This is a genomic window from Flagellimonas alginilytica (assembly GCF_042134605.1).
Classification (GTDB): Bacteria; Bacteroidota; Bacteroidia; order Flavobacteriales; family Flavobacteriaceae; genus Flagellimonas; species Flagellimonas alginolytica.
The window spans coordinates 1,185,580-1,206,332 of record NZ_CP169638.1; the positions used below are offsets into that span (position 1 = coordinate 1,185,580).

Consider the following 20,753-nt stretch of genomic DNA (forward strand, 5'->3'; position numbering starts at 1 on the left):
ATACTTTGATTCCATTAAAAAGGCGCCCTTTTTGGGCGCCTTTTTTAATCGATAGCACTTTTGCTCTTAAAATTTATATTGAACAAATGCGGATAGATTTCTTCCTGGGTCGTTAATGGGCACCCGACCAAAATCAGCTTGGTTCACAAAAGAGAAGTTCAAGTGGTTGTTGTAGGTCGCATCAAAAATGTTGGATGCAGCTACTCCCACTGTAAAATGTTTGAATGGTCTTGCACCAAAACTTAAATCCACAACACCATAACCATCTGTGGCCTGCTCTCCAAAAGACAGTGCAATGTCCGACTGTTCCGAAGTAAGCGTATAAGTGGCCTTGGCCCATATTTTCTCTTTTTCAAAATTAAAGTTAAAACGTGTCACTAGAGGTGGGGTCAACGGCAGGGATTCATTCAAATCCTTGTTTTTTGCATAAACATAGGACAACTCTGTTTTAAAGCTAAAGTCCTCCAAAAATGCCAACTCTCCATAAACTTCGAATCCTGTTTTGTATGCATCTTCCAAATTCACGAACCGTTTAACTTCGGTCGGTTCTGCCATTGGCATATATTTTTTGTCCAAAGTTGGGTCAATTACCGGAACAATATAGTTGTCGTAAATGGAATAATAAACCGACGCTCCATAGTCCAAACGGTTAAAAAAGTAATTCTCAAAGTCTGATTTTGCTTTGATCCCCAGCTCAAATTGATTATTTACCTCGGCATCCAGATTGGGATTTCCCACATATTCGAATGGGTCCTGCCCCACAGTAAAGTGGTTGATATACCTCTCGATCATGTTCGCTGATCGCATACCTCTACCAAATGCCAACTCTAACAAGACATCCGAAGACACCATATATTTGAAGGAGGCTGTTGTACTTATATTGTGCTCGGTTCGAGTATCCAAATCGGGATATTCTGCGATAAAATCATCGGAAGGGTCATCGGATTTGGAACGAACCATATCGTACCTTGCCCCGACGTTGAGCAAAAGCTTGGTGGATAACGGATATTTTGCCTCTACGAACAATCCGTAATCATCTATTTGGGAATCTTGCCAAACACCATCCACAAACTCCATGGGAGCGGGCAGTGGATCTCCCGTCATCATGTTCCTTTTCACCAAACGGGTTCTTTCACCCGTTCTTCCTACGGAGAATGCATCCAATCCCGTGTAGAGCTTTATATCTGAACCGGGGCGCCATTCCAATTCGACCCTGCCACCAATTGTAGTCGCATCCACTTCCGAAACTGCCTCTGTCATCATAAAGCTAGGTCTCAGTTCGTTGGTCATTACATGATCTACCTTGGAACGGTACACCTTAGCGTTCAAGGTTTTTAATCCATCGGAAATATTGTCCAATTTATAATCTACCGAAAGTACGTTGCTATCGTCTATTTCGGTATCCATGGGCAGACCGGCATGCAGCACATCCCTTCCGAAGGATTGTCTAAAACCAACTTGCAATCTTTGGTTTTCCGTTGGATTAAAGCCTACTTGCACTCCATAATCCGTACTTCTGAATGATGATGGTATTTCGTTGCCATCCCCATCTTCGTAATTTCCAAAATCACGATACCCAAAGTTCAGGTTTACATCGAACTGCTCTCCAACATATTTTAAATTAGCGAAACTTGTAAGGGCGTTTCCATTGTTCTCCCCACCAAAATTAACGGTACCATGGTAACCTTTTGCCTGCTTTTCCACCTCTTGGGTCACCAAGTTTACAATTCCACCAAAAGTTGGACCATACCTAAAGGTATACGGCCCTTTTACAACTTCTACGCGTTCAATCTCCTCGGGGATTACATGGGTGGTTATGGGGTCCATTCGGTTGGGGCAGGCATGCATAACTTTGGTGCCGCCATTGAACTGGACATTCAATTGCTCGTATTGGGAAGCACGAAACGATGGGTCTATTGCATAATTTCCCCGTTTGATCAACCCAAAGCCATTAATGTCCTTAAATAGATCGGCTACATTTTTGGATTGCACAATTTTTCGCGCCGGTTCACTTTTAAAGGTAGAAAAAACAGGGTCCGTCTTTCTCTTTCCTTCTACCAGTACTTCGTCCAATTGCACCGGCTCTTTGGTCAAGGTATCTTGTTCGGTAGACTGTTGCGCGTACAGCACACCGGTACCCATAAGCAAAACACATAGTTTTGCCAGTATACTTTTATTCATTTTGATTATTGTTTAAGATTTAACATTCATGGTCCAGGCTACAGACCATTTTCAGAAAAAAACCTTAAACCCTTGGTGGTTCTAATGGGGTATCGGTAAAACTATATGTGTAGTGATCCTTGTGATAAAATACGTTTAGACCGTTTTCATCACTACGGAAAAGAAAAACTTTAGGCAATTCCATATAAAACACCAAAACCTCCTCCCAACCAATTTGTGGAAAGGGCTCGTCGTCTTCGGTTTGTGCGTTGAGCATTTGTGCCAAAACACATTTTCCATCACAGTTCAATTCGGGCACATCCTTGTTTTCGCAAAGTTGTTCTACAAAACCTTCCCTATCCAAACTGTAATACACATACATGGAAGAAAAACGAAGATTGCTCATCAGTATTAAGCTGATGAACAAGCCCGTATAAACTGTTCTAAAATTGAATATGGAAACAATTCTTCGCAAAAACATGAATTTGAAAGCAAATATATTCGTAGTCCCTATTGTTTTTTATGACAAAAATCATCTTACCGGATTTAATGATTGCGAATTGTATGATAGTGTTTGTGGTATGGTTATTTTTGTGCAAAATTTGTACACAATGAAAAAATTCCAAGCCATTTTAATTTGCTCTGTCCTATTCTTGAGTTTTTCCTGTAAAGAGGAAAAAAAATCGACGGAAGAGTCCTCCCAAATGAAAAAGGTAATGGCCATCCATGACGAGGTAATGCCTAAGATGAGCACCATAGGAAAGCTTGTTGGCGAAATAAAGCCAAAAGTGGATTCCACCGAAATGGGACAGAATTACGAAGTAGCCATGAAGGATCTACAAGAAGCCAATAGGGCCATGATGGACTGGATGAAGGATTTTGGGGACAGGTTTGACCACGAAGAAATATTGGAAGGAAAAGAGCTTTCCGAAGAAAAGCAACAGTGGCTGGACGAAGAAGAGGAAAAGGTAAAAGTGGTGAAGGACAAGATCAATGGCAGCATTGAGCGCGCGCAGGCACTGCTTGCCAAGGATACTGTGCAATAATCAGTTTTTCCATTCCAGACTTTCCATAATTTTCCTGATATCGTTCTGTAGATATATAGCGGCCGGTAAAATGGAATCGTAATTGGGTTTTGCGTAAAAATACAGGGATCCGGTTACAAAGTGGTTAATACTGTCCGTTACATAAAACTGGGATTGCGATGCGGCATTGCCGCTTACTTCATAAAACATCCCATAGACTTTTTTCTCGGCATTGATAAAAGGTTGCTCAACAATATTGTCGGCCTTGACCACATGTTCGTACGACAATTTTTGTGCATCTACCAATAAGGTATCCAGGTTACCCCGCACAGGCTTGTACGTTAAATATATAGACCCGTTCATAATAGGATAGTCCAGAACCAAAGAACAATCCTTGTTTTCTTTTATATTGGAAAGTGTGTTCTTATTAAAGGTGTATACACAGTCGGCATCGGTAATTGTGTATTGGGCGGTTGGATAATCCAAATGCAACATGGCCTTGGGCTTTGGCAACACATCATCCTTACAGCTTAAAAATAGGGAGGCTACCATAACTAAAATCAAAATTTTATGTTTCATGTGGCAATGTAACTTTTATTCGTTTTAATCTTTTCTTGTCCATGCTCTCCACAATAAAGCGGTAGTCCTTGAACATAACTTTTTCTCCGATCTTGGGAAAACTGCCCGATATTTCCAACACAAATCCCGCTATGGTCTCGGATTCTCCTTTCTTGCTCTCGAACTCCTCTTCTTCTTCAATTTTTACGACCCGATAGAAATCCTTTAAGGCCGTTTTGCCATCGAAAACATAATTATGGTCGTCCAATTTGGAGAATACCAGATCTTCGTCGTCGAACTCATCACTGATATCCCCAACGATCTCCTCTATTATATCTTCCAAGGTAACAATTCCAGAGGTGCCGCCATATTCGTCCACGACCACGGCCAAATGGTTCTTTTTTTCCTGAAACTCTAGCAACAAATCGTCCAATTTTTTGTTTTCCGGGACAAAGTAAGGCTCTCGTATCAAGGACATCCAGTTAAAGGTTTTTCTATCGATATAAGGCAAAAGGTCTTTCACGTAAAGTACACCCAAAACATTGTCCATATTTTCCGAAAATACCGGAATTCTAGAATAGCCGTTTTTCTTTATCTCCTCGATTACCTCAGGGAATTTCATTTTCTCGTTGACGGCAAAAATATCTATCCGCGGTCGCATTACCTGCTTGGTATCGGTATTGCCAAAAGTTACGATGCCTTCCAATATTTTCTGTTCTTCTTTGGTGGTATCCCCCTCGGAGGCCAGTTCGAGCGCTTGCGATAGGTGATTAATGCTTAAATTGGATTTTTTCTTTCCCAACTTATCTTCCATGTATAATGTAATCGACCGCATTGGGGAACTTAAAGGGGTAAATATATAATTGAGTCCTTTTAGGGGAATGGCCATAAAATGGGAAAACTGAACACGATTGCGGTTCGCGTAGATTTTGGGCAAGATCTCACCGAACATTAATATTAAGAAAGTGGCCACTACCACTTCCAATAAAAAGCGCAAGGTTCCTTCGATTCCTTCAAAAATGGTATCGCCAATGGAACTAAATAGTAGAACAATTCCAATATTGATGGCATTGTTGGTGATCAGTATGGTGGCCAGCAACTTTTTGGGCTTGTCCAACAATTGTACAACAAGTTTGCCTCGTTGGGAATCGTTTTCCTGCATTTCGTTCAAATTGGTCTGCGAGAGACCAAAAAGTGCCACTTCTGCGGCCGAAATTAATGCGGAGCATGCCAATAGCAGTACCAGCACAACAATTTTTAAGGTGAATATTCCACTAAAAGTGGTAAGATAAATTGCCAAACTATGGGGCTCGGGATCCAATTTAATATTGCTTTTTTAATCTTTAGTTCTTAGAATGGTAGGTCGTCATCCTCTTCTTCTGAATTTTGAATAGGCGCCGAAGGTCTTTCCTGCTTGGATGGTTCTTGGTAGTTCGAAGACGACGGGGATGTCTGTGCATTCACCGTTCCTCCTTGTCCGGCGGACAAGCTTTCCTTTTTGGTCGTTAAAAAGGTAAAATCCTGTACGTGTACTTCGGTAGTGTATCGGGTATTTCCGTCCTCACCCTGCCATTGTCTGTTTTTTAAACGGCCCTCCACATATACTTTATCGCCTTTGCTCAGGTATTTTTCACAAATTTCAGCAGCCTTGTTCCGTACCACAATGTTGTGCCAATCCGTATTGGTAACCCTTTCGCCCGTTTGCCTGTTGGTATAGGTCTCGTTGGTGGCCAAGGGAAATCTGCCGATACAATTGCCTCCTTCAAAGTAGTGTACTTTGACTTCGTCCCCCAAATGCCCGATCAGCATTACTTTGTTTAATGTTCCGCTCATATTTCTTTAATTAATCAAAAGTACTAAATTTTAAATGTCTTGATGAAATCAGCTATTAAAACTGGTACAGGAAACCCGCCTATCTTTTTCCAGGGCGTTCCCTCCTCTAAGATATAGGAAGTTTTTAGGATCCAAAATTTTGTGTGCAAATGTTGATGGGACAATTTGTGCACAATGGTTTCATTATTATATAAGGATAAGGACTCATATTCCGGCAATTGGCCATTACCTTGGATTAAAAGTTTTAGTTCCTCCGCCTTAAGGTTCTTATCGGACTCTACAAGGGGAAACTGATACAGATTTTGCCAAATACCCTTTGCTGTTCTTTGCTCCAAGATGGTATTATTTTCTGGATCGATGGGAATTACATAATTAAAATAGCGGTTCTTTACCTTGGTCTTGTTCAGTTTTAGAGGTAGCTCACTCACTTTTCCATCTTTGACTGCTACACAACTTTCTTGTAAAGGGCAGAGTAAACAGTAGGGTTTTTTGGGGGCGCATTGCACGGCTCCAAATTCCATTATACCTTGATTGTAATCCCTAATGTTCCCCGAATCCATTACCTCTCGGGCCAATTCCTTAAAGTAATTGATGCCCTTGGTACTATTAATAGGTATATCTACACCAAAATATCGGGACAATACACGATATACATTTCCGTCCACAACCGGTTCCGGAGCATCAAAACAAAAAGATGCAATGGCACTTGCGGTGTAATCGCCAACCCCTTTTAACGATTTTAACTCCTTATATGTATTGGGAAATTGGCCATCAAAATTGTTCGCCACTATTTTTGCTGTGGCATGCAGGTTTCGCGCTCGGGAATAGTATCCTAGCCCCTGCCATAGTTTCAACACTTGTTCTTCGGGTGCTTTGGCAAGATCTTGAACCGTTGGGAAAGCATCAACAAATCGCAAATAATAGGGCATACCTTGCACAACGCGAGTCTGTTGGAGTATAATTTCCGATAACCAAACCTTATATGGGTCACGTGTTCTTCTCCATGGCAGATCTCTCTGATTTTCATGGTACCAATTCAGGATTTTTTGGGCAAAACTCATCAAAGAAAGTAATAAAGGTCAAATGTATCAGTTTATATACTTAAAATTAAAGGGTTAAAGGGAAAGATTAATTATAATGTTTATATTTGCAAGCCGAAAAAAATTAGAAAATTAATAAGACGAAATGACGAAAGCAGATATTGTAACTAGGATCTCAGAAAAACTAGGTATTGAAAAAGGAGACGTGCAAGCGACAGTTGAATCCTTTATGGAGGAGGTTAAATCATCTTTAGAGAATGGAGACAATGTTTATTTAAGAGGTTTTGGTAGCTTTATCATCAAGACCAGAGCGGAAAAAACAGGTAGGAATATTTCCAAGAACACTACCATAAAAATTCCTGCACACAATATTCCTGCTTTTAAGCCGGCCAAAGTATTTGTGGAGGGCGTAAAGACCAATGTACAAGTAAAATAATATAATTAACAACTCAAAAGCAAGAGCCATATGCCGAGTGGAAAAAAAAGAAAAAGACATAAGGTAGCCACGCACAAGCGCAAGAAGCGCAGAAGAGCTAACCGACACAAGAAAAAGTAGTTGTTTCAACTACTTTTTCGTTTTACCCAATTACGTTCTTTGACATAGAGATTCCAAAAACGAATTTCAATCGGTTCGAAAAATAACCGATTCCATATATTGTTTAATCATTTGTCCCAAAATTCATGTGGGATAAATTAAAATCGATTCAGGTGAATAGAGAATTAATAGTAAGATCTACGCCGGAAGCAGTCGATTTTGCCTTATTAAAGGATGGAAAATTAGTAGAATTACACAAAGAAGAAGACAACAACAACTTTTCCGTAGGGGATATTTTCCTAGCCAAGATTAGAAAACCCGTAACGGGCCTTAATGCGGCTTTCGTTAACGTAGGTTATGAAAAAGATGCGTTCCTGCACTACCATGACCTCGGACCGCAACTGTCTTCCATGTTGAAATTTATCAAAAAAGCTAAAACAGGGAAGTTAAAGGACTACACCCTAAAAGATTTTCCATTTGAAAAAGATATTGACAAGAATGGCAGCATCAACGATGTATTAAAAGCCAATCAGTCGCTACTCGTACAAATTGTAAAAGAACCCATCTCCACCAAGGGACCAAGAATAAGCTCCGAGCTTTCTATCGCTGGGCGATACTTGGTAATGGTGCCTTTTTCAGATAGAGTTTCGGTATCCCAAAAGATAGCGAGCAAAGAAGAAAAGGACCGACTTATTAGACTTGTAAAAAGTATAAAACCCAAAGGATTTGGTGTAATTATCCGTACCGTAGCAGAAGGCAAAAAGGTTGCAGAACTGGACAAAGATCTCCAGAACTTGTTATCCAAATGGGTAGCAATGTGCAAGAAATTGCAAAGAGCGCCCCATCCATCCAAAGTATTGGTGGAATTGAACAGGGCCTCCTCCATCCTTAGGGATGTATTCAACGATTCCTTTACCGGAATCCATGTTGATGATGAAACGCTTTACAACCAAATCAAGGATTATGTGCACGAAATCGCGCCAGAAAAAGAATCCATTGTAAAGCAATACACCGGTTCGGCACCCATTTTTGAAAAATTTGGTATTGAACGCCAAATAAAAACCTCGTTTGGCCGAACTGCATCCATGAGCCGAGGGGCTTATCTTGTAATTGAGCATACGGAAGCGCTGCACGTTATAGACGTAAACAGTGGTAACCGCTCCAACAAGGCAAAAAACCAAGAGGATACAGCATTAGAGGTAAACCTATTGGCCGCTACCGAAATTGCAAGACAATTACGATTGCGGGACATGGGTGGAATCATCGTTGTGGATTTTATTGATATGACCAAAGGCGATCACCGCAGAAAACTGTACGATCACCTTAGGGAAGAAATGAAGGACGATCGGGCCAAACACAAAATTTTGCCCCCGAGTAAATTTGGACTTGTTCAAATTACAAGACAAAGAGTGCGTCCGGAAATGAATATAAAAACCAGCGAGGAAAACCCGAACCTGGCGGGAGCCGAAGTAGAAGCTCCCATTGTGTTGATCGATAAGATCCAAGCGGACTTGGAAAGAATCCTAAAACAAAAGCAAAAAAACAATGGAATTGTTCTTAATATCCATCCGTTTATTGCAGCTTACCTTACCAAAGGGTTCCCATCTATCCGTTCCAAATGGTTCAAAACCTATAAAAAATGGATAAAGATCCAACCTAGGGATGCTTACACGTATCTCGAATATCGTTTTAAGGATAAAGACGGTAAAACAATACGAGCATAATACAAAGCGACTCCATATTTTTGGGGTCGCTTTTTTGCTTTTATACATTTCCGTTCAAAGCTTTATTTTTGAAAGACAAGCACAATTATTATGAAAATTAGAATCCCCTTGCTTTGCTCCTTATTGATTTTGGCCTGTACCCCCAAATCTGAACCGTTACTTTCCGACATATTGAAAGAGTCCCCCAGTATTTCGGGGAACAGCGAATATTTGTCCTCTCCTTTTGTTACGGCCGGGAACAGAGTTTACATGGTCGGACATCAAGATGGTACCTTCCCGCCTTTGGGTTGGCATATAAAGGGCGAAATGGGTGGAATATGGAACCACCCCATTAAACTTATGGATGGCTTTGATGCAGAACTAACTGTGAACGCAAACACATATTTACTCAACAAGGCTTCGGAATTTGTGAACTACCCCTTTGCCAACAAACACATTTTTGAACTTGAAGACGATACCCTTGTAATTGAGCGAGTTCAGTTTGTACCCGATAACATTCAAGGCATTTCGATACAGTTCATCATAATAAACAATAGTTCCAAAAATGTAGAAGGACAATTAAAATTCACTGGGCACACCAATTTAAGACCCACATGGCTAGGAGAACAATCCAAAATGTTGGACACCAAAGACTATGGGGTTTTAAAAGAAAATCACTGGTTGGTAAAAGACAGTTTAAATCCATGGCACAATGTTTTTGGGTCGGATCAAGCCCCAATTGCAACACAGGAAATCAAAAGTGCAAAACAACCCAACGGTACTTCCCATTCTTTAACCTATACCGTTCAAGTACCTTCTAAATCCGAGCAGGTTATCAACTTTGCCGTAGCTGGCTCTTATACTTCCGAAGAAATTGCACTAGATCAATACAAAACCATACTGAGCCAACGCAAAGACTTGTTTCAAGAAAAGAAATCCCGCTACGAAGCGCTTGCAAATCAGTCCAAGCTGACTATTCCTGACAAACACTTACAAGAAACCTTTAAGTGGTTAAAGTACAATTGTGATTGGTTGGTGCGCACAATTCCAGAAATAGGAACAGGGATTGGGGCCGGTATACCGGATTACCCCTGGTATTTTGGGGTCGATAGCGAATATGCCCTAAAAGGCTACATGGCCATTGGACAGGATAAAGTAGTTGAACAGACCATAGAACTTTTGGACAGTGTTTCCATGGCCGTTAACACCAACGGTAGGATTCTTCATGAAATGTCCACCAACGGAGTAGTTTTTAATAAAGGTAATATTAATGAAACTCCCCAGTTCACATCGTTGATATGGGAAATATACAAATGGAACGGCGACAAAGAATTTTTGACCAGGTATTTTACGACCATAAAAAAGGGGTTGAATTGGCTATTGGAAGAAAACGACGACAACAACAACCTTTTTCCCGATGGCTTTGGAATGATGGAAATCCATGGACTTGACAGTGAAATGATCGATGTTGCCTCTTACACCCAACGAGCTTTTGCCGATGCTGCCCTGATAGCCGAAGAATTGGGCAATTCGGAATTGGCCAAAAAATATCAAAATTTGGCAGATGAGCTAAAGACAAAGATCAACGAACAGTTTTGGTCGGAGACGTTTAATTCTTATGCGGATTTTATTGGAACCGATGACCAAGCCCTTCATTTAATAGAAGATGCCTTGGTAAGGGCGGACACTTTGAACAAACCTTGGGCCATTGAAGAGCTGGAGGCCACCAAACAACAAATTTTGAGCAACCCTTCCGATACACCCAGGCCTTTTGTGCTTTATCATAACTGGGTGGTGAACACTCCCATGGAAATGGGAATTGCAGATTCCACCAAAGCGATTTTGGCCTTGGACAATGCCACAAAATTTACTAATCCATTTGGAGTTTTTGTAACAGGGATCGATCGTGATGAAAGCGCAGGCGAGGACGATGGTTCCTTTGAAGGTAGCAAGGTATTTTCCTATACCGGTGCGGTAATGACACTCCCAACAGGGGTACAGGCCATTGCCGAGAACAATTATGGTCGTCCAGATCGAGCTTTGGACTATTTACAGAGAATGTCCCGCACTTTTAGCTATGCGCTACCGGGAAGTATCTACGAAGTTTCCCCGGATTACGGAATGATGACCCAAGCTTGGAATATTTATGCCTTTGCTGTTCCCATTGTAAATCAATTTTTTGGAATTCAACCTATGGCGCATAAAAAAACCATTGTTATTGAACCACAGATGCCAACGGAATGGCGCGAAGCATCTTTGGAAAATGTAAAAGTAGGGGACAATACTGTTTCGATTTGGTACTCTGGCAGCAAAATCAAGATTCAACAGACTCGTGGCGATTGGAAAATAAGGCTCGTATTGCCCGAGGCAGATTATATGGCAACCGAGGGCAATCCAGAAAGGACCACAACAAATGGAAAAACCATCCTTACTTTTTCGGATAAGGACATTGTTGTTTCCAAATAGGCAATCTATGAGATCACAATTTTCCGGACAGAAGTTTTACTCCATCCAAGAAGCAACCCAAAAAATGGAACGCTACTGTGCCTACCAGGAACGATGCCACAAAGAGGTAACGGAAAAACTAAAAAATATGAACATGATCCCTGAGGCCATAGATCAAATTATTGGGCATTTGATACAGGAAAACTTTTTGAACGAGGAACGTTTTGCAAAGGCATTTGCACGTGGAAAGTTCAATATTAAAAAGTGGGGGGCAAACCGTATAAAAAATGAGTTAAAGTATAGGGACATTTCTGCCTACAACATAAAGAGCGCCCTGGCCGAAATCTCCGATGAAGATTATTTAAGGACCTTGGATGAGCTGGCCAGAAAAAGATTAGACCAGATCAAGGAAACCAATAGCTTTAAAAAAAAGAAGAAATTGGCAGATTATTTACTCTACCGTGGATGGGAGAGCCATTTGGTCTACGAAAAAACCAACGAGCTGATCAAGTAGCTTTTATTTTTGGAGCAATAGCTTTTGTGTTCGCTCCACGGCCTTCTCGTTCTTCCAGTCTATCCATTTTTGTCCTTTGAATTTTCGCATAAGGTTATCAAAATGCCTCATTACAAAAATATTGTAGACCGCTTGGCCAAAATTCCTGGGTTTTCTGGCAACCGCCCTCAAGCTCATTGAAAATCCGGGCGTTATATATTTCATATGATGCCAATATCCTTCCGGGATGTAAAGGACATTACCATGTTCCAACTCTGTTATGTGCCCTTTTGCATGTTGCAGGGCGGGCCATTTTTCTAAATCTGGATCGGCAAAATCAATATCCTCCCTGGTAATCAAGGAATGCGGGATTTTATAGAGGTATTTGGTCTCGGATTGCGAAAAAAGAATGCACTGCTTTTTCCCTTCAAAATGAAAGTGAAAGATATTGGCAAGATCTATGTCATAATGCATAAAAGTATGTGAATCCTCCCCGCCAAAAAATAGCATGGGCAACCCTTTCATTAAACGCAAACCAAAGTCCGGGTAGTAAAAGTCTTTTTGAAGTACCGGAACCTCTTTGAGCACGTTCCAAAGAAAAATTCGGTATTTTGTTGGACCACTTTTTAGTAAATCTACATAATCGGACATCTTCATTTTAGCGTGCGGCTCATTGAATCCTTCGTCGTGTTTTACTGGGCGATCATCGTACAATGGCACTTCCTTGTCCCCTGCCACCTCTTTTACATAGTCCAAGCTCCATTTGGAATATGCAGGCCAATCCTCAATAAAGCGCTCAATGACTACTGGCTTCTGGGGCTTGAAATATTTTTGGACAAACTCTTTCTTGGAAAGGGTTTTTTCCCGAGGTATCTGTTCAAGATTCAGCTTCAAGATTTCAATGAATTTGAAACCACTAAATTAAGAAAAGGATTTGAATGGTCTCCAATCCAACTTTTTGAAATTGTTTTTCCCATGCCTCGCTTTAGCTTCAATACTTGACCACGCTTTCGGGGGCGACCTTTGTTCCTACTACATTCCGTCCTACTCATGTGCGATATTACAACACAGATTGGAGTGCCTATCTAAAACTATAACGCAGACCGAAAAGCACGTTGCTCGGCGGCATGGGCACAAAACCCGACTCTATGTAATCTGCATCGAAAATATTGCTAGCCGTTATGGTAAGCTCAGCCTGATTTACTTTAACGGCCAAAGAGGCATCCCAAACATTATAGGTTTGTCCCGTAGTACGTTCTGCGTACTTATAAACTATATTCTGACGTACATTCTTGAACAATTGCGTACTTAGGCGTGTGGTGTATTGATGTTTTAAAGTGTTCAAAGAATATCGCGATAATGCTTCATTCTGATCCAGAATATTATCATCCAAAAAAGCGTAGCCTACATTCAGTGTCTGAACAAAATCTTTGAACATAAAATTATAGGCGGCATCCAACTCCAGACCTTTGGTATTTACCTCTGTAATATTAGTAGCTGTAAATACGTCTTCAGAAATATCGTTTCTGATATAATCTATAAGATTATCCGCATCTCTGTTAAAAACAGCGACACTAGCGTTAAACTTGATTGTGGTATACTTTAAGCCTAATTCTTGTGCAAAAGCTTCCTCTGGTTCCAAATCTGCGTTTCCACTAGTAACAGGGTCGTTATAGAACAAATCGGTATAGGTAGGAACGCGGTATGTATAACCTATGTTTCCATATACTTTAAAATTGTTTGTTAGGCTATACCCTATATCCAATCCGGGAAATGCTTTAAACTTAAAATCTGAAAAGTAGGTGAGTGCTACACCTGGTGTAATATCCAACTTATTGTCCGCAACACTAAAGCGGTGCTCTAAAAACACATTGGACATAAAACGATCTCTATTACCAAGGTTGTTACTTCTTAAATAAATTTTGGAAAACTCTACCCCAAAACCTGTAATTCCCAGTTTAGAGAGGTAGGATGCATTGGTTTCCACTCCAATTTTATTGGAAATATGCATGTTCCTATAAAAACTCGGTTCGTTTCTTCTTAATAAAAATAAATCTTGATTACGTTTCCAGTAAATTCTTGGTTGTATTTTAAGCTTCTTGTTGTTAAAAGTGGTAGAAAACGCCAATAGGCTGTTTTGAGTTTCTTCATACTCATTAAAGGTAGGATTGGTGGTATAAAAATTCTCGGCCCCAAAATTACGCTCCATAAATGTAGCTGTCATTTCTATAGGCTGTGCATTTTTATTGAAAATACTTTTTAAATAGTAATTGCCATTATCATAATCCGAGTTATTTCTATAACCTTCGGACGTTATCCTGCCCACATGTATGATATGGGATGAGTTTTCCTTTTCCACGCCAGCCGTTACGCTACCATTCAATTGTCCAAAAGAACCTGCCTCTACATTTAAGGACACCGAATTGTTCAAATTCTTTTTGGTAATGATATTTATTGCGCCTGCAAATGCATTTTGACCAAAAACGCGTGCCGCAGGTCCTTTTATAATTTCAATTCTTTCTATTACCTCCAATGGCAATGCAGCATTCATGGTATGGTGACCGGTTTGTGCATCGTCCATTTTTACACCATCAATCAATAATAAGGTCTGGTCAAAGCCGCCTCCTCTTATGTACAAGTCGGCTTGGCTACCCCCGGTGCCGCGCCTCCTAATATCTACGCCCGCAACTTGTTGTAATAAATCCGCAACATTAACTGCAGCACTGTTCTTTATATCACTAGAGGTAACTATGTTTATGGTTCTTGAATTTTCTTTGAAAGGAAGATCGATACGATTTGCGGTCACTACAACTTCGCTCAACGAATCCACTTTTACAACAGCATCATCTTGCTGTGCCTGTACCTGAGAAGCACCCGTAAGTAAAATCGCGGAAAATAAAATTGATTTCTTCATAATTGGAATTTATAACCTCGGTTGAAAGTTGTTCAATTAATGCTGCAAAAGTCCTAACTTTCCGGACGATTAAACTAGTCCAGTTTTAAAACAATGAATAGTCCGGTTTTTGAATTATTGAATCAGCTGGTATCGATAGATAAATCCTTGGTTCAGCCTGTATATGTGCAAGTGGCCCAACAAATTATGAACGCGATACAAAGAGGCTATTTAGAAAAAGGCAGCAAGTTACCTGGGACACGAGGGTTAAGTGAGTTATTGGGCGTTCATCGGAATACGGCTGTGGCCATTTACGATGAATTAGCTTCGCAGGGATGGGTAAACATTATACCCAATAGAGGAACCTTTGTCGTGGTCCCGGAAAATTCCAAGGTAAAAATCAAGGCAAGCACACAGCACATCAATCGGGCATACGAATATCCAAAAGCCCCCGGGTTCCCGTTCCAACAATCCTTTAATCTTTCTTCAACAAAAGAAGAGACTACCGCTAAATATGCTTTAAGCGATGGTAAGCCCGATTTAAGACTGCATCCGGTGCATCAATTTTCCAGGTGGTACAGTGCGGCAATGAAACGAAAACCGTTGATCAACAAATGGAACAGAACAAGTGCTTTTGCCCCTTCCATTTTTAGCACGCAACTGTGTAATTACTTAAATGCCACTCGAGGATTTCATATTGAGCCAACCCATTTATTAAATACACGAAGCACGGAAATGAGCTTATATATTGTTTCGCAGGTGCTAATTAATCCGGGCGATTTGGTACTGGTAGGTCAACTGAGCAATTATGTGGCCAACATGATATTTCAACAGGCAGGGGCAAAAATAAAAACAGTGCCCGTAGATGATGAAGGCTTGGATATTGGCCATATAATGGAACATTATTTACATGAGAACATTCGTTGCATCTATGTTTGCTCCAACAGGGACTATCCCACAACAATAACCTTAAGCACCAAAAGAAGGTTGCAATTGTTAGAATTGGCCAAAATTCATGGTTTTGCTGTAATTGAGGACGATTATGACCATGATTTTCAATTTGAAGGAAGTTCCATGTTGCCGATGGCAAGTTCAGATGCCTATGGAAACATTATTTATTTGGGCAAACTAGGTCAGTCTTTATTTCCGAGTTTTCATACTGGGTTTGTTGTTGCGCCAGAACAGGTGATAACCGAAGCCAAAAACTACCTTCAATTATTGGATGCCCAAGGAGATTTAATACAGGAACAAATGCTTTCCGAATTGATATCCGAAGGCGAAATATACCGGCTCAAGAAAAAAAATATAGTCACTTACAAGCAACGTAGAGATACTTTAAGCGTTTTATTAAAGCAGCACTTTGCCAATATCCTTGACTGGCGAACACCTTCTGGAGGATTAGCTGTGTGGTTGCGCTTTAAAACTCCGATATCCTTAATTAAGCTTGCCGAAGAAGCTGAAAAACTGGATTTATTTGTACCAAAAACCATCCTCTATCAAAATAAGGCTACCTGTGCCATTCGTTTTGGGTATGGACATCTAAACGAGGAAGAACTCAAAATCGTAATGGAAAAATTAAAACAAGCTTATCTGCAGGTAGTAGCTGCATAAAACAAAAAGAGACCATATAAAAATGGTCTCTTTAAATGGTTTGTCTGTTTTATGCATCTTCTAAAGATTCGGGCTTGTCCAAGTCCTCTTTAGAGTTTTTCCCGGCAACCTTATCTTTTCCTTTTAAATATTCTGGCAATTCCATCCCTGCCATGTTGAACATTTCTTGCAAAGGCGGTACAGATTTGTACATGCCCGAAATAAAGTTTGCTGTTGAGTTTTTACCGTCTTCACTATTGCCAGAATCCCAAACAGTTACCTTATCTATCTTGATATTTTTAATGGCCTCGGCTTGTTTTTCAACAAGTTCCGGAAGTTTGTCCGCAATTAATAAAAGTACTGCATCCTTTGGGTTGTCTCCTGCTGCCTGAACGATTTTGTCCAGACCTTCTGCTTGTTTGGTAAGTACCTCAAATATACCCTTGGCCTCTGCCTGGGCTTTAAAAAGTATTGCATCTGCCTCTCCTTTTGCTCTTCTACGAATCATTTCGGCCTCAGCTTCCGCTTCAATTTCTACCTTTTGTTTGTCTATTTGTGCTGGTACGACAATATCTGCCATTTGGGAGCTTCTTTCGCGCTCTGCCCTAGCCATTTCCGCATCTTTCTCTGCCGCATAAGACTCTTCCAATGCTTTTGCCGCCTGTACCTTTTCTGCTGCGATCGCTGTGCGTTCCGCTTCTGCTTCGCGCTGTCTTCGTAAGGAATCTGAATTGGCAACATCAATTTTAGCAACGTTTTCCCCTTCTACCGCTTTGGCATTGGCCGCAGCTACCTGGGTACGCTCATCTTGTTTGGCATTGGCCTCACCAATAGAACCATCCCTGTTCTTTTCTGCTACGGATTTCCTTGCCGCATTTATGGCATGTGCGGCGGCTTCTTTACCCAACGCTTCAATGTAGCCAGACTCGTCTACAATATCGGTGATATTAACGTTGATAAGTTTTAACCCAACCTTCTTCAGTTCCGATTCAACACTTTGAGAAATATTGGTCAGAAATTTATCCCTGTCGGCATTGATTTCTTCAATATCCATGGAAGCAACGACCAATCGCAATTGACCAAATATGATTTCCTTGGCCAATTCCTGAACTTCTTGCATACCAAGTCCTAAAAGCCGTTCAGCGGCATTTTGCATAATTCCCGGCTCTGTAGAAATACCAATAGTAAACCGAGAAGGCACATTAACCCGGATATTCTGTCGACTTAGTGCATTGGTAAGATCAACTTCGATAGAAATTGGTGTTAAATCCAAGAATTCATAGTCTTGGATTACCGGCCATACAAATGCGGCCCCACCATGAATACATTTTGCAGAATTACCTGTACCTACTTTTCCGTAGACTACAAGAATACGGTCAGATGGACATCTTTTATAACGCCTTATAAAAGAGACTATAATAATAAAGAAAAAGAGGATGGCGAAGCCTATGGCCAGTAAGGTAGCCCCTCCGCCCATTTGTAATGGTAGTGTTAGCATAGTAGTTTTATTTATTTAAAAGATTAACGATCAAAATCCCAGTGTCTGTTACCTCATGTACTTTTACCACATTGCCCTGTACCAGGTCTTGGTCTTCATCGGTCAAAGCTTGTAGTTCGCGCAGTGTCCCCTGAACATTTACGGAAACTTTGCCGATTCGAGTTCGATTAGCTCCAATGGTTAGGTACACTTCTCCTATTTGATTTACCGCATTGGAGAGTTTTAGCGTGCCACTGCTCTGTAATTTTGCCAAATAGTAGAATAGGGAAGCCATGGCAAGCATCATTAATAATCCGCACACCACAGAAATGAAGACTGTGAGTCCGGTGGACACCCCATTATCAATACAGGCAATTCCAGACCAACCGAAAATGGTAAAGAAGCCCATTAAGTTTTTAAAGGATAGAAATTGAAAATCAATTCCAGTATCCGCCTCAATGTCTGTATCCACATCCCCCAGATCATCTACATCGCCTCCGATCAAGGTTGTTATTACAAGGACCAAAAGGATTGCCGAACCAGCAATGGCAACAATCCAATAGACTTTCTCAAACACAGTCAAAGCTGCAAACCAATTTTCCATGGTATTAAAATTTAAAGTTGGTTATAGGTGTTAAGATACTACTTTGAATCGATATTTTGGTAGGATCAAAGTTATCCAGCGGAAGGTAATATGGACTCTGCATTTTTACGATATCTCGCAGCGTTTACCATAACGTTTCATTCTTTTTAGGAAATGCTTCGTAAGTTTCGAACGCAATCGGACAGGCCCAAGGTGTTCAAGAATAAAAAACAAATATTTCGGGGCCAAGAGGGCCTGAAGCTTCAAAAACATGATCTGTTCTACTTTCCAATTATATGTAGTTACAAATCAAATTTTGTTACAAATTACTTTTCAATAATTTTTCAAATGCAAAGAAACTATCAAACCATCCAAATTTATATATATTGCACAGAAGATAACCAATGGCCCAATTGCTCAACTCCATCGTGCTTCAAAAAAATGTTTCTTTAAGGTATCATAGCTTAGACTGGAAAACCGTCTTTTTTATTTTGGCGCTATTGGCCATATGTATTCGGTTCCCCTTCTTTTTTAGGGATTATATAGATCGCGACGAGAGTACTTTTATCTTAATGGGCCAATCGTGGGTCGATGGTCATTTGCCGTACACCCGTCTTTGGGACCTTAAGCCTCCCATTACATTTTTATACTTTGCCCTGATCATAAAGCTTTTTGGTAAGAGCTTTATCGCAATACGCTTGTTTGGTTCCTTACTTGTTGCCCTTACAGCCTTGTTCACCTACGGTATAGCGACAAACATTACTTCTAGAAAAGTTGCTTTTTGGACAGCAGTTTTCTGTGTTTTTTTTCAAAGCTTGTTCGGTAGTCTTCAAGGTGTAATGTCCGAACATATCAGTATTCTGTTCTTTGTAATGGGTGTTTATCTTCTTTTTCGCAAAGAGAGTTGGGTTTCCTATCTGGCCATCGGGGGCCTAATTTCCCTTTCCGTACTATCCAAGTTGAACATGGTGTATCCTGCCGTATTTTTGGGATTGTTTTTAATATGGGAGGGACAAAAAACAAAACAATTGTCCCTACGGATCCGGCAATTATCATGTATGATGATTGGGGCGGTGCTTATCGGTATTCTTACAATATTGCCCTATTATTTCCAGAACGAAATTCATGTGTGCTGGCAATCTATAATTGAGGCACCATTGGCCTATTCTGGAGGAAAACTACATTCCACCTTAAAAACATTGCCGTTTGTATTGGTGGTTTTGGGACTTTTAATCACCCTTTCAGTTCTTAAAATAATAGACTGGAAGGATACAAAAATCCAACTTTTGATTGTAATTACCCTGTCCATTTTATTGTCCTTTGTTCAGGCTGGAAAAGTGAACGGGCATTATTTGATCCAATTATATCCCTTTATTTTGATCCTTTTGGGTATTGCCTTCTCCAAACTTCCAACTATTCAAAAAAAATATAGGCCCCTAATTGCCATCTTGCTGATCTTAACCCCAATGGAATCGTATTTGGAGTATGGGAATATTATTTCCAACAAAATAGAAAAGGGCACTTTTTTTAATGGTGAAGGTATAGAAGTGCCCCAATACATAAATGATCATAATTTGGATGCCGAGAACATTTTTTTTACGGAATATCACATAGGGTATTGGCTGTTGAACACGGAACCCCCCACAAAAGCAGCGACCCACCCAAGTAATATAACCCGCGAAGAAATGTTTCCGTTTATGGAAAATCCCAGAAACACTGGAATGCAAGAACTCCGATATATTATGGAGGTTGTCCGGCCTAAAACTTTGGTGGCCAGAAAAGGAAAAAAGATATTCGACAAGAAATTGGTCGAATACAACACCTACATAGATGCTTATCTAGAAGATTATTACAATTTGGAAGCTACTGTTGGCAGAGGCCTAATTTATAAACGCTTAGAATAATTCCATTCACCAATGCTCAGCGAGCAGGCCTCGTAATAAAGTTGCACTGCATGCATTGGTACTTTCTGGGTTCAAAAAATGGAAACAGCTTATAGAAAACATTGCTTCTAGAGTAATAAATTTCTGATTTGGCAGCTTTACAATTGGGACAGACCACTGGGTTTCCCAACCTATCGGTAGCGTAACTCCGGATATCATCAAAAATTTCCTTGGCCCGTTCCCTATCGCTCGAATATACCTGAAGCTTAACCCCGCCCAGAGCGGCACTTATCAGAGGGTCAGAATTAATGGTAGCTTCGTCCCTCAAAAAAACAGGAATCCCCTCTGCTTCCAACTTTCCTTTGATTACTACGGCATCGGCAGGAAATTCAAAGGTTCCCAATGTGTAAAATTCTGTTTTCATGCTTCTGTCGATTTACTGAATAATTGTAATGCTGGTCTTCTTTTGATATGATGATCCATATAAAATTATTGGGAAAAATTAGCCACTCCACAAATGTAGTACTTACGTTGA

General features: G+C 40.5%; 18 protein-coding genes. 7 read left to right on the forward strand and 11 right to left on the reverse strand.

Annotation, left to right across the window (positions count from 1 at the left end; all coding sequences use genetic code 11):
• Positions 1 to 66: 66 nt before the first annotated feature.
• Both ABTP35_RS05240 and ABTP35_RS05245 read right to left on the reverse strand, forming a co-directional pair.
• Complete coding sequence (locus tag ABTP35_RS05240) at positions 67 to 2,181, reverse strand: TonB-dependent receptor domain-containing protein (RefSeq protein WP_293298662.1); 2,115 nt, start codon at positions 2,179 to 2,181, stop codon at positions 67 to 69.
• A gap of 64 nt (positions 2,182 to 2,245) precedes the next feature.
• Positions 2,246 to 2,635 (reverse strand): hypothetical protein, encoded by a 390-nt coding sequence (locus tag ABTP35_RS05245; protein ID WP_224836087.1) that lies wholly within the window; start codon positions 2,633 to 2,635, stop codon positions 2,246 to 2,248.
• Positions 2,636 to 2,771: 136 nt separating this feature from the next.
• On the opposite strand from ABTP35_RS05245, the gene ABTP35_RS05250 reads away from it, so the two are divergent.
• The gene (locus ABTP35_RS05250) at positions 2,772 to 3,206 is read left to right on the forward strand and encodes a hypothetical protein (RefSeq protein ID WP_224836086.1); all 435 of its coding nucleotides are present in this window, start codon (positions 2,772 to 2,774) and stop codon (positions 3,204 to 3,206) included.
• On the opposite strand, the gene gldD is transcribed toward ABTP35_RS05250, so the two are convergent.
• Genes gldD through mutY form a run of 4 tightly spaced genes read right to left on the reverse strand, consistent with a single transcriptional unit; the run spans position 3,207 to position 6,637 of the window.
• Positions 3,207 to 3,764 carry a gliding motility lipoprotein GldD gene (gldD, locus tag ABTP35_RS05255; protein WP_293298659.1) on the reverse strand — a complete coding sequence of 186 codons (558 nt, stop codon included), beginning with the start codon at positions 3,762 to 3,764 and terminating at the stop codon, positions 3,207 to 3,209.
• Positions 3,754 to 5,064: a gliding motility-associated protein GldE gene (locus tag ABTP35_RS05260; RefSeq protein WP_375334472.1), complete on the reverse strand. Its 1,311-nt coding sequence runs from the start codon at positions 5,062 to 5,064 to the stop codon at positions 3,754 to 3,756. Before ABTP35_RS05260 ends, gldD begins: the two co-directional genes overlap by 11 nt.
• Positions 5,065 to 5,093: 29 nt before the next feature.
• Positions 5,094 to 5,576, reverse strand: a complete 483-nt coding sequence (locus ABTP35_RS05265) for a single-stranded DNA-binding protein (RefSeq protein WP_224836083.1) — start codon at positions 5,574 to 5,576, stop codon at positions 5,094 to 5,096.
• A 23-nt stretch (positions 5,577 to 5,599) separates the two neighbouring features.
• The gene (gene mutY, locus ABTP35_RS05270) at positions 5,600 to 6,637 is read right to left on the reverse strand and encodes an A/G-specific adenine glycosylase (RefSeq protein ID WP_293298655.1); all 1,038 of its coding nucleotides are present in this window, start codon (positions 6,635 to 6,637) and stop codon (positions 5,600 to 5,602) included.
• A 124-nt stretch (positions 6,638 to 6,761) separates the two neighbouring features.
• Here mutY and ABTP35_RS05275 point away from each other — a divergent pair, with 124 nt between their 5' ends.
• From ABTP35_RS05275 to ABTP35_RS05290, 4 genes are all read left to right on the forward strand, one after another.
• Positions 6,762 to 7,052: an HU family DNA-binding protein gene (locus ABTP35_RS05275; RefSeq protein WP_014032385.1), complete on the forward strand. Its 291-nt coding sequence runs from the start codon at positions 6,762 to 6,764 to the stop codon at positions 7,050 to 7,052.
• Between the two features lie 272 nt (positions 7,053 to 7,324).
• Positions 7,325 to 8,875, forward strand: a complete 1,551-nt coding sequence (locus tag ABTP35_RS05280) for a ribonuclease E/G (protein WP_252080877.1) — start codon at positions 7,325 to 7,327, stop codon at positions 8,873 to 8,875.
• A 90-nt stretch (positions 8,876 to 8,965) separates the two neighbouring features.
• Positions 8,966 to 11,320, forward strand: coding sequence for a glycogen debranching protein (locus ABTP35_RS05285; RefSeq protein WP_293298651.1), 2,355 nt, complete (start codon positions 8,966 to 8,968; stop codon positions 11,318 to 11,320).
• 7 nt (positions 11,321 to 11,327) lie between these two features.
• A complete protein-coding gene (locus tag ABTP35_RS05290) occupies positions 11,328 to 11,813 on the forward strand; it encodes a regulatory protein RecX (RefSeq protein ID WP_293298648.1) in 486 nt (161 codons plus the stop codon).
• Between the two features lie 3 nt (positions 11,814 to 11,816).
• On the opposite strand, the gene ABTP35_RS05295 is transcribed toward ABTP35_RS05290, so the two are convergent.
• Entirely contained in the window at positions 11,817 to 12,686 is an 870-nt protein-coding gene (locus ABTP35_RS05295) for a cupin-like domain-containing protein (protein WP_293298645.1), read from the reverse strand.
• A gap of 187 nt (positions 12,687 to 12,873) precedes the next feature.
• Positions 12,874 to 14,706 (reverse strand): TonB-dependent receptor domain-containing protein, encoded by a 1,833-nt coding sequence (locus ABTP35_RS05300; protein ID WP_293298642.1) that lies wholly within the window; start codon positions 14,704 to 14,706, stop codon positions 12,874 to 12,876.
• Between the two features lie 93 nt (positions 14,707 to 14,799).
• Here ABTP35_RS05300 and ABTP35_RS05305 point away from each other — a divergent pair, with 93 nt between their 5' ends.
• Positions 14,800 to 16,296: a PLP-dependent aminotransferase family protein gene (locus tag ABTP35_RS05305; protein ID WP_293298639.1), complete on the forward strand. Its 1,497-nt coding sequence runs from the start codon at positions 14,800 to 14,802 to the stop codon at positions 16,294 to 16,296.
• Between the two features lie 49 nt (positions 16,297 to 16,345).
• Here the strand turns inward: ABTP35_RS05305 and ABTP35_RS05310 are convergent, their stop codons facing one another.
• Entirely contained in the window at positions 16,346 to 17,773 is a 1,428-nt protein-coding gene (locus ABTP35_RS05310; RefSeq protein WP_293298636.1) for a flotillin family protein, read from the reverse strand.
• A gap of 7 nt (positions 17,774 to 17,780) precedes the next feature.
• Entirely contained in the window at positions 17,781 to 18,356 is a 576-nt protein-coding gene (locus ABTP35_RS05315; protein WP_293298633.1) for a hypothetical protein, read from the reverse strand.
• 383 nt (positions 18,357 to 18,739) lie between these two features.
• Between ABTP35_RS05315 and ABTP35_RS05320 the strand changes: the two genes are divergently transcribed.
• Positions 18,740 to 20,239, forward strand: coding sequence for a glycosyltransferase family 39 protein (locus ABTP35_RS05320; protein ID WP_293298630.1), 1,500 nt, complete (start codon positions 18,740 to 18,742; stop codon positions 20,237 to 20,239).
• 16 nt (positions 20,240 to 20,255) lie between these two features.
• Here the strand turns inward: ABTP35_RS05320 and ABTP35_RS05325 are convergent, their stop codons facing one another.
• Positions 20,256 to 20,642, reverse strand: coding sequence for a DUF2007 domain-containing protein (locus ABTP35_RS05325; protein ID WP_224836072.1), 387 nt, complete (start codon positions 20,640 to 20,642; stop codon positions 20,256 to 20,258).
• Positions 20,643 to 20,753: the final 111 nt, after the last annotated feature.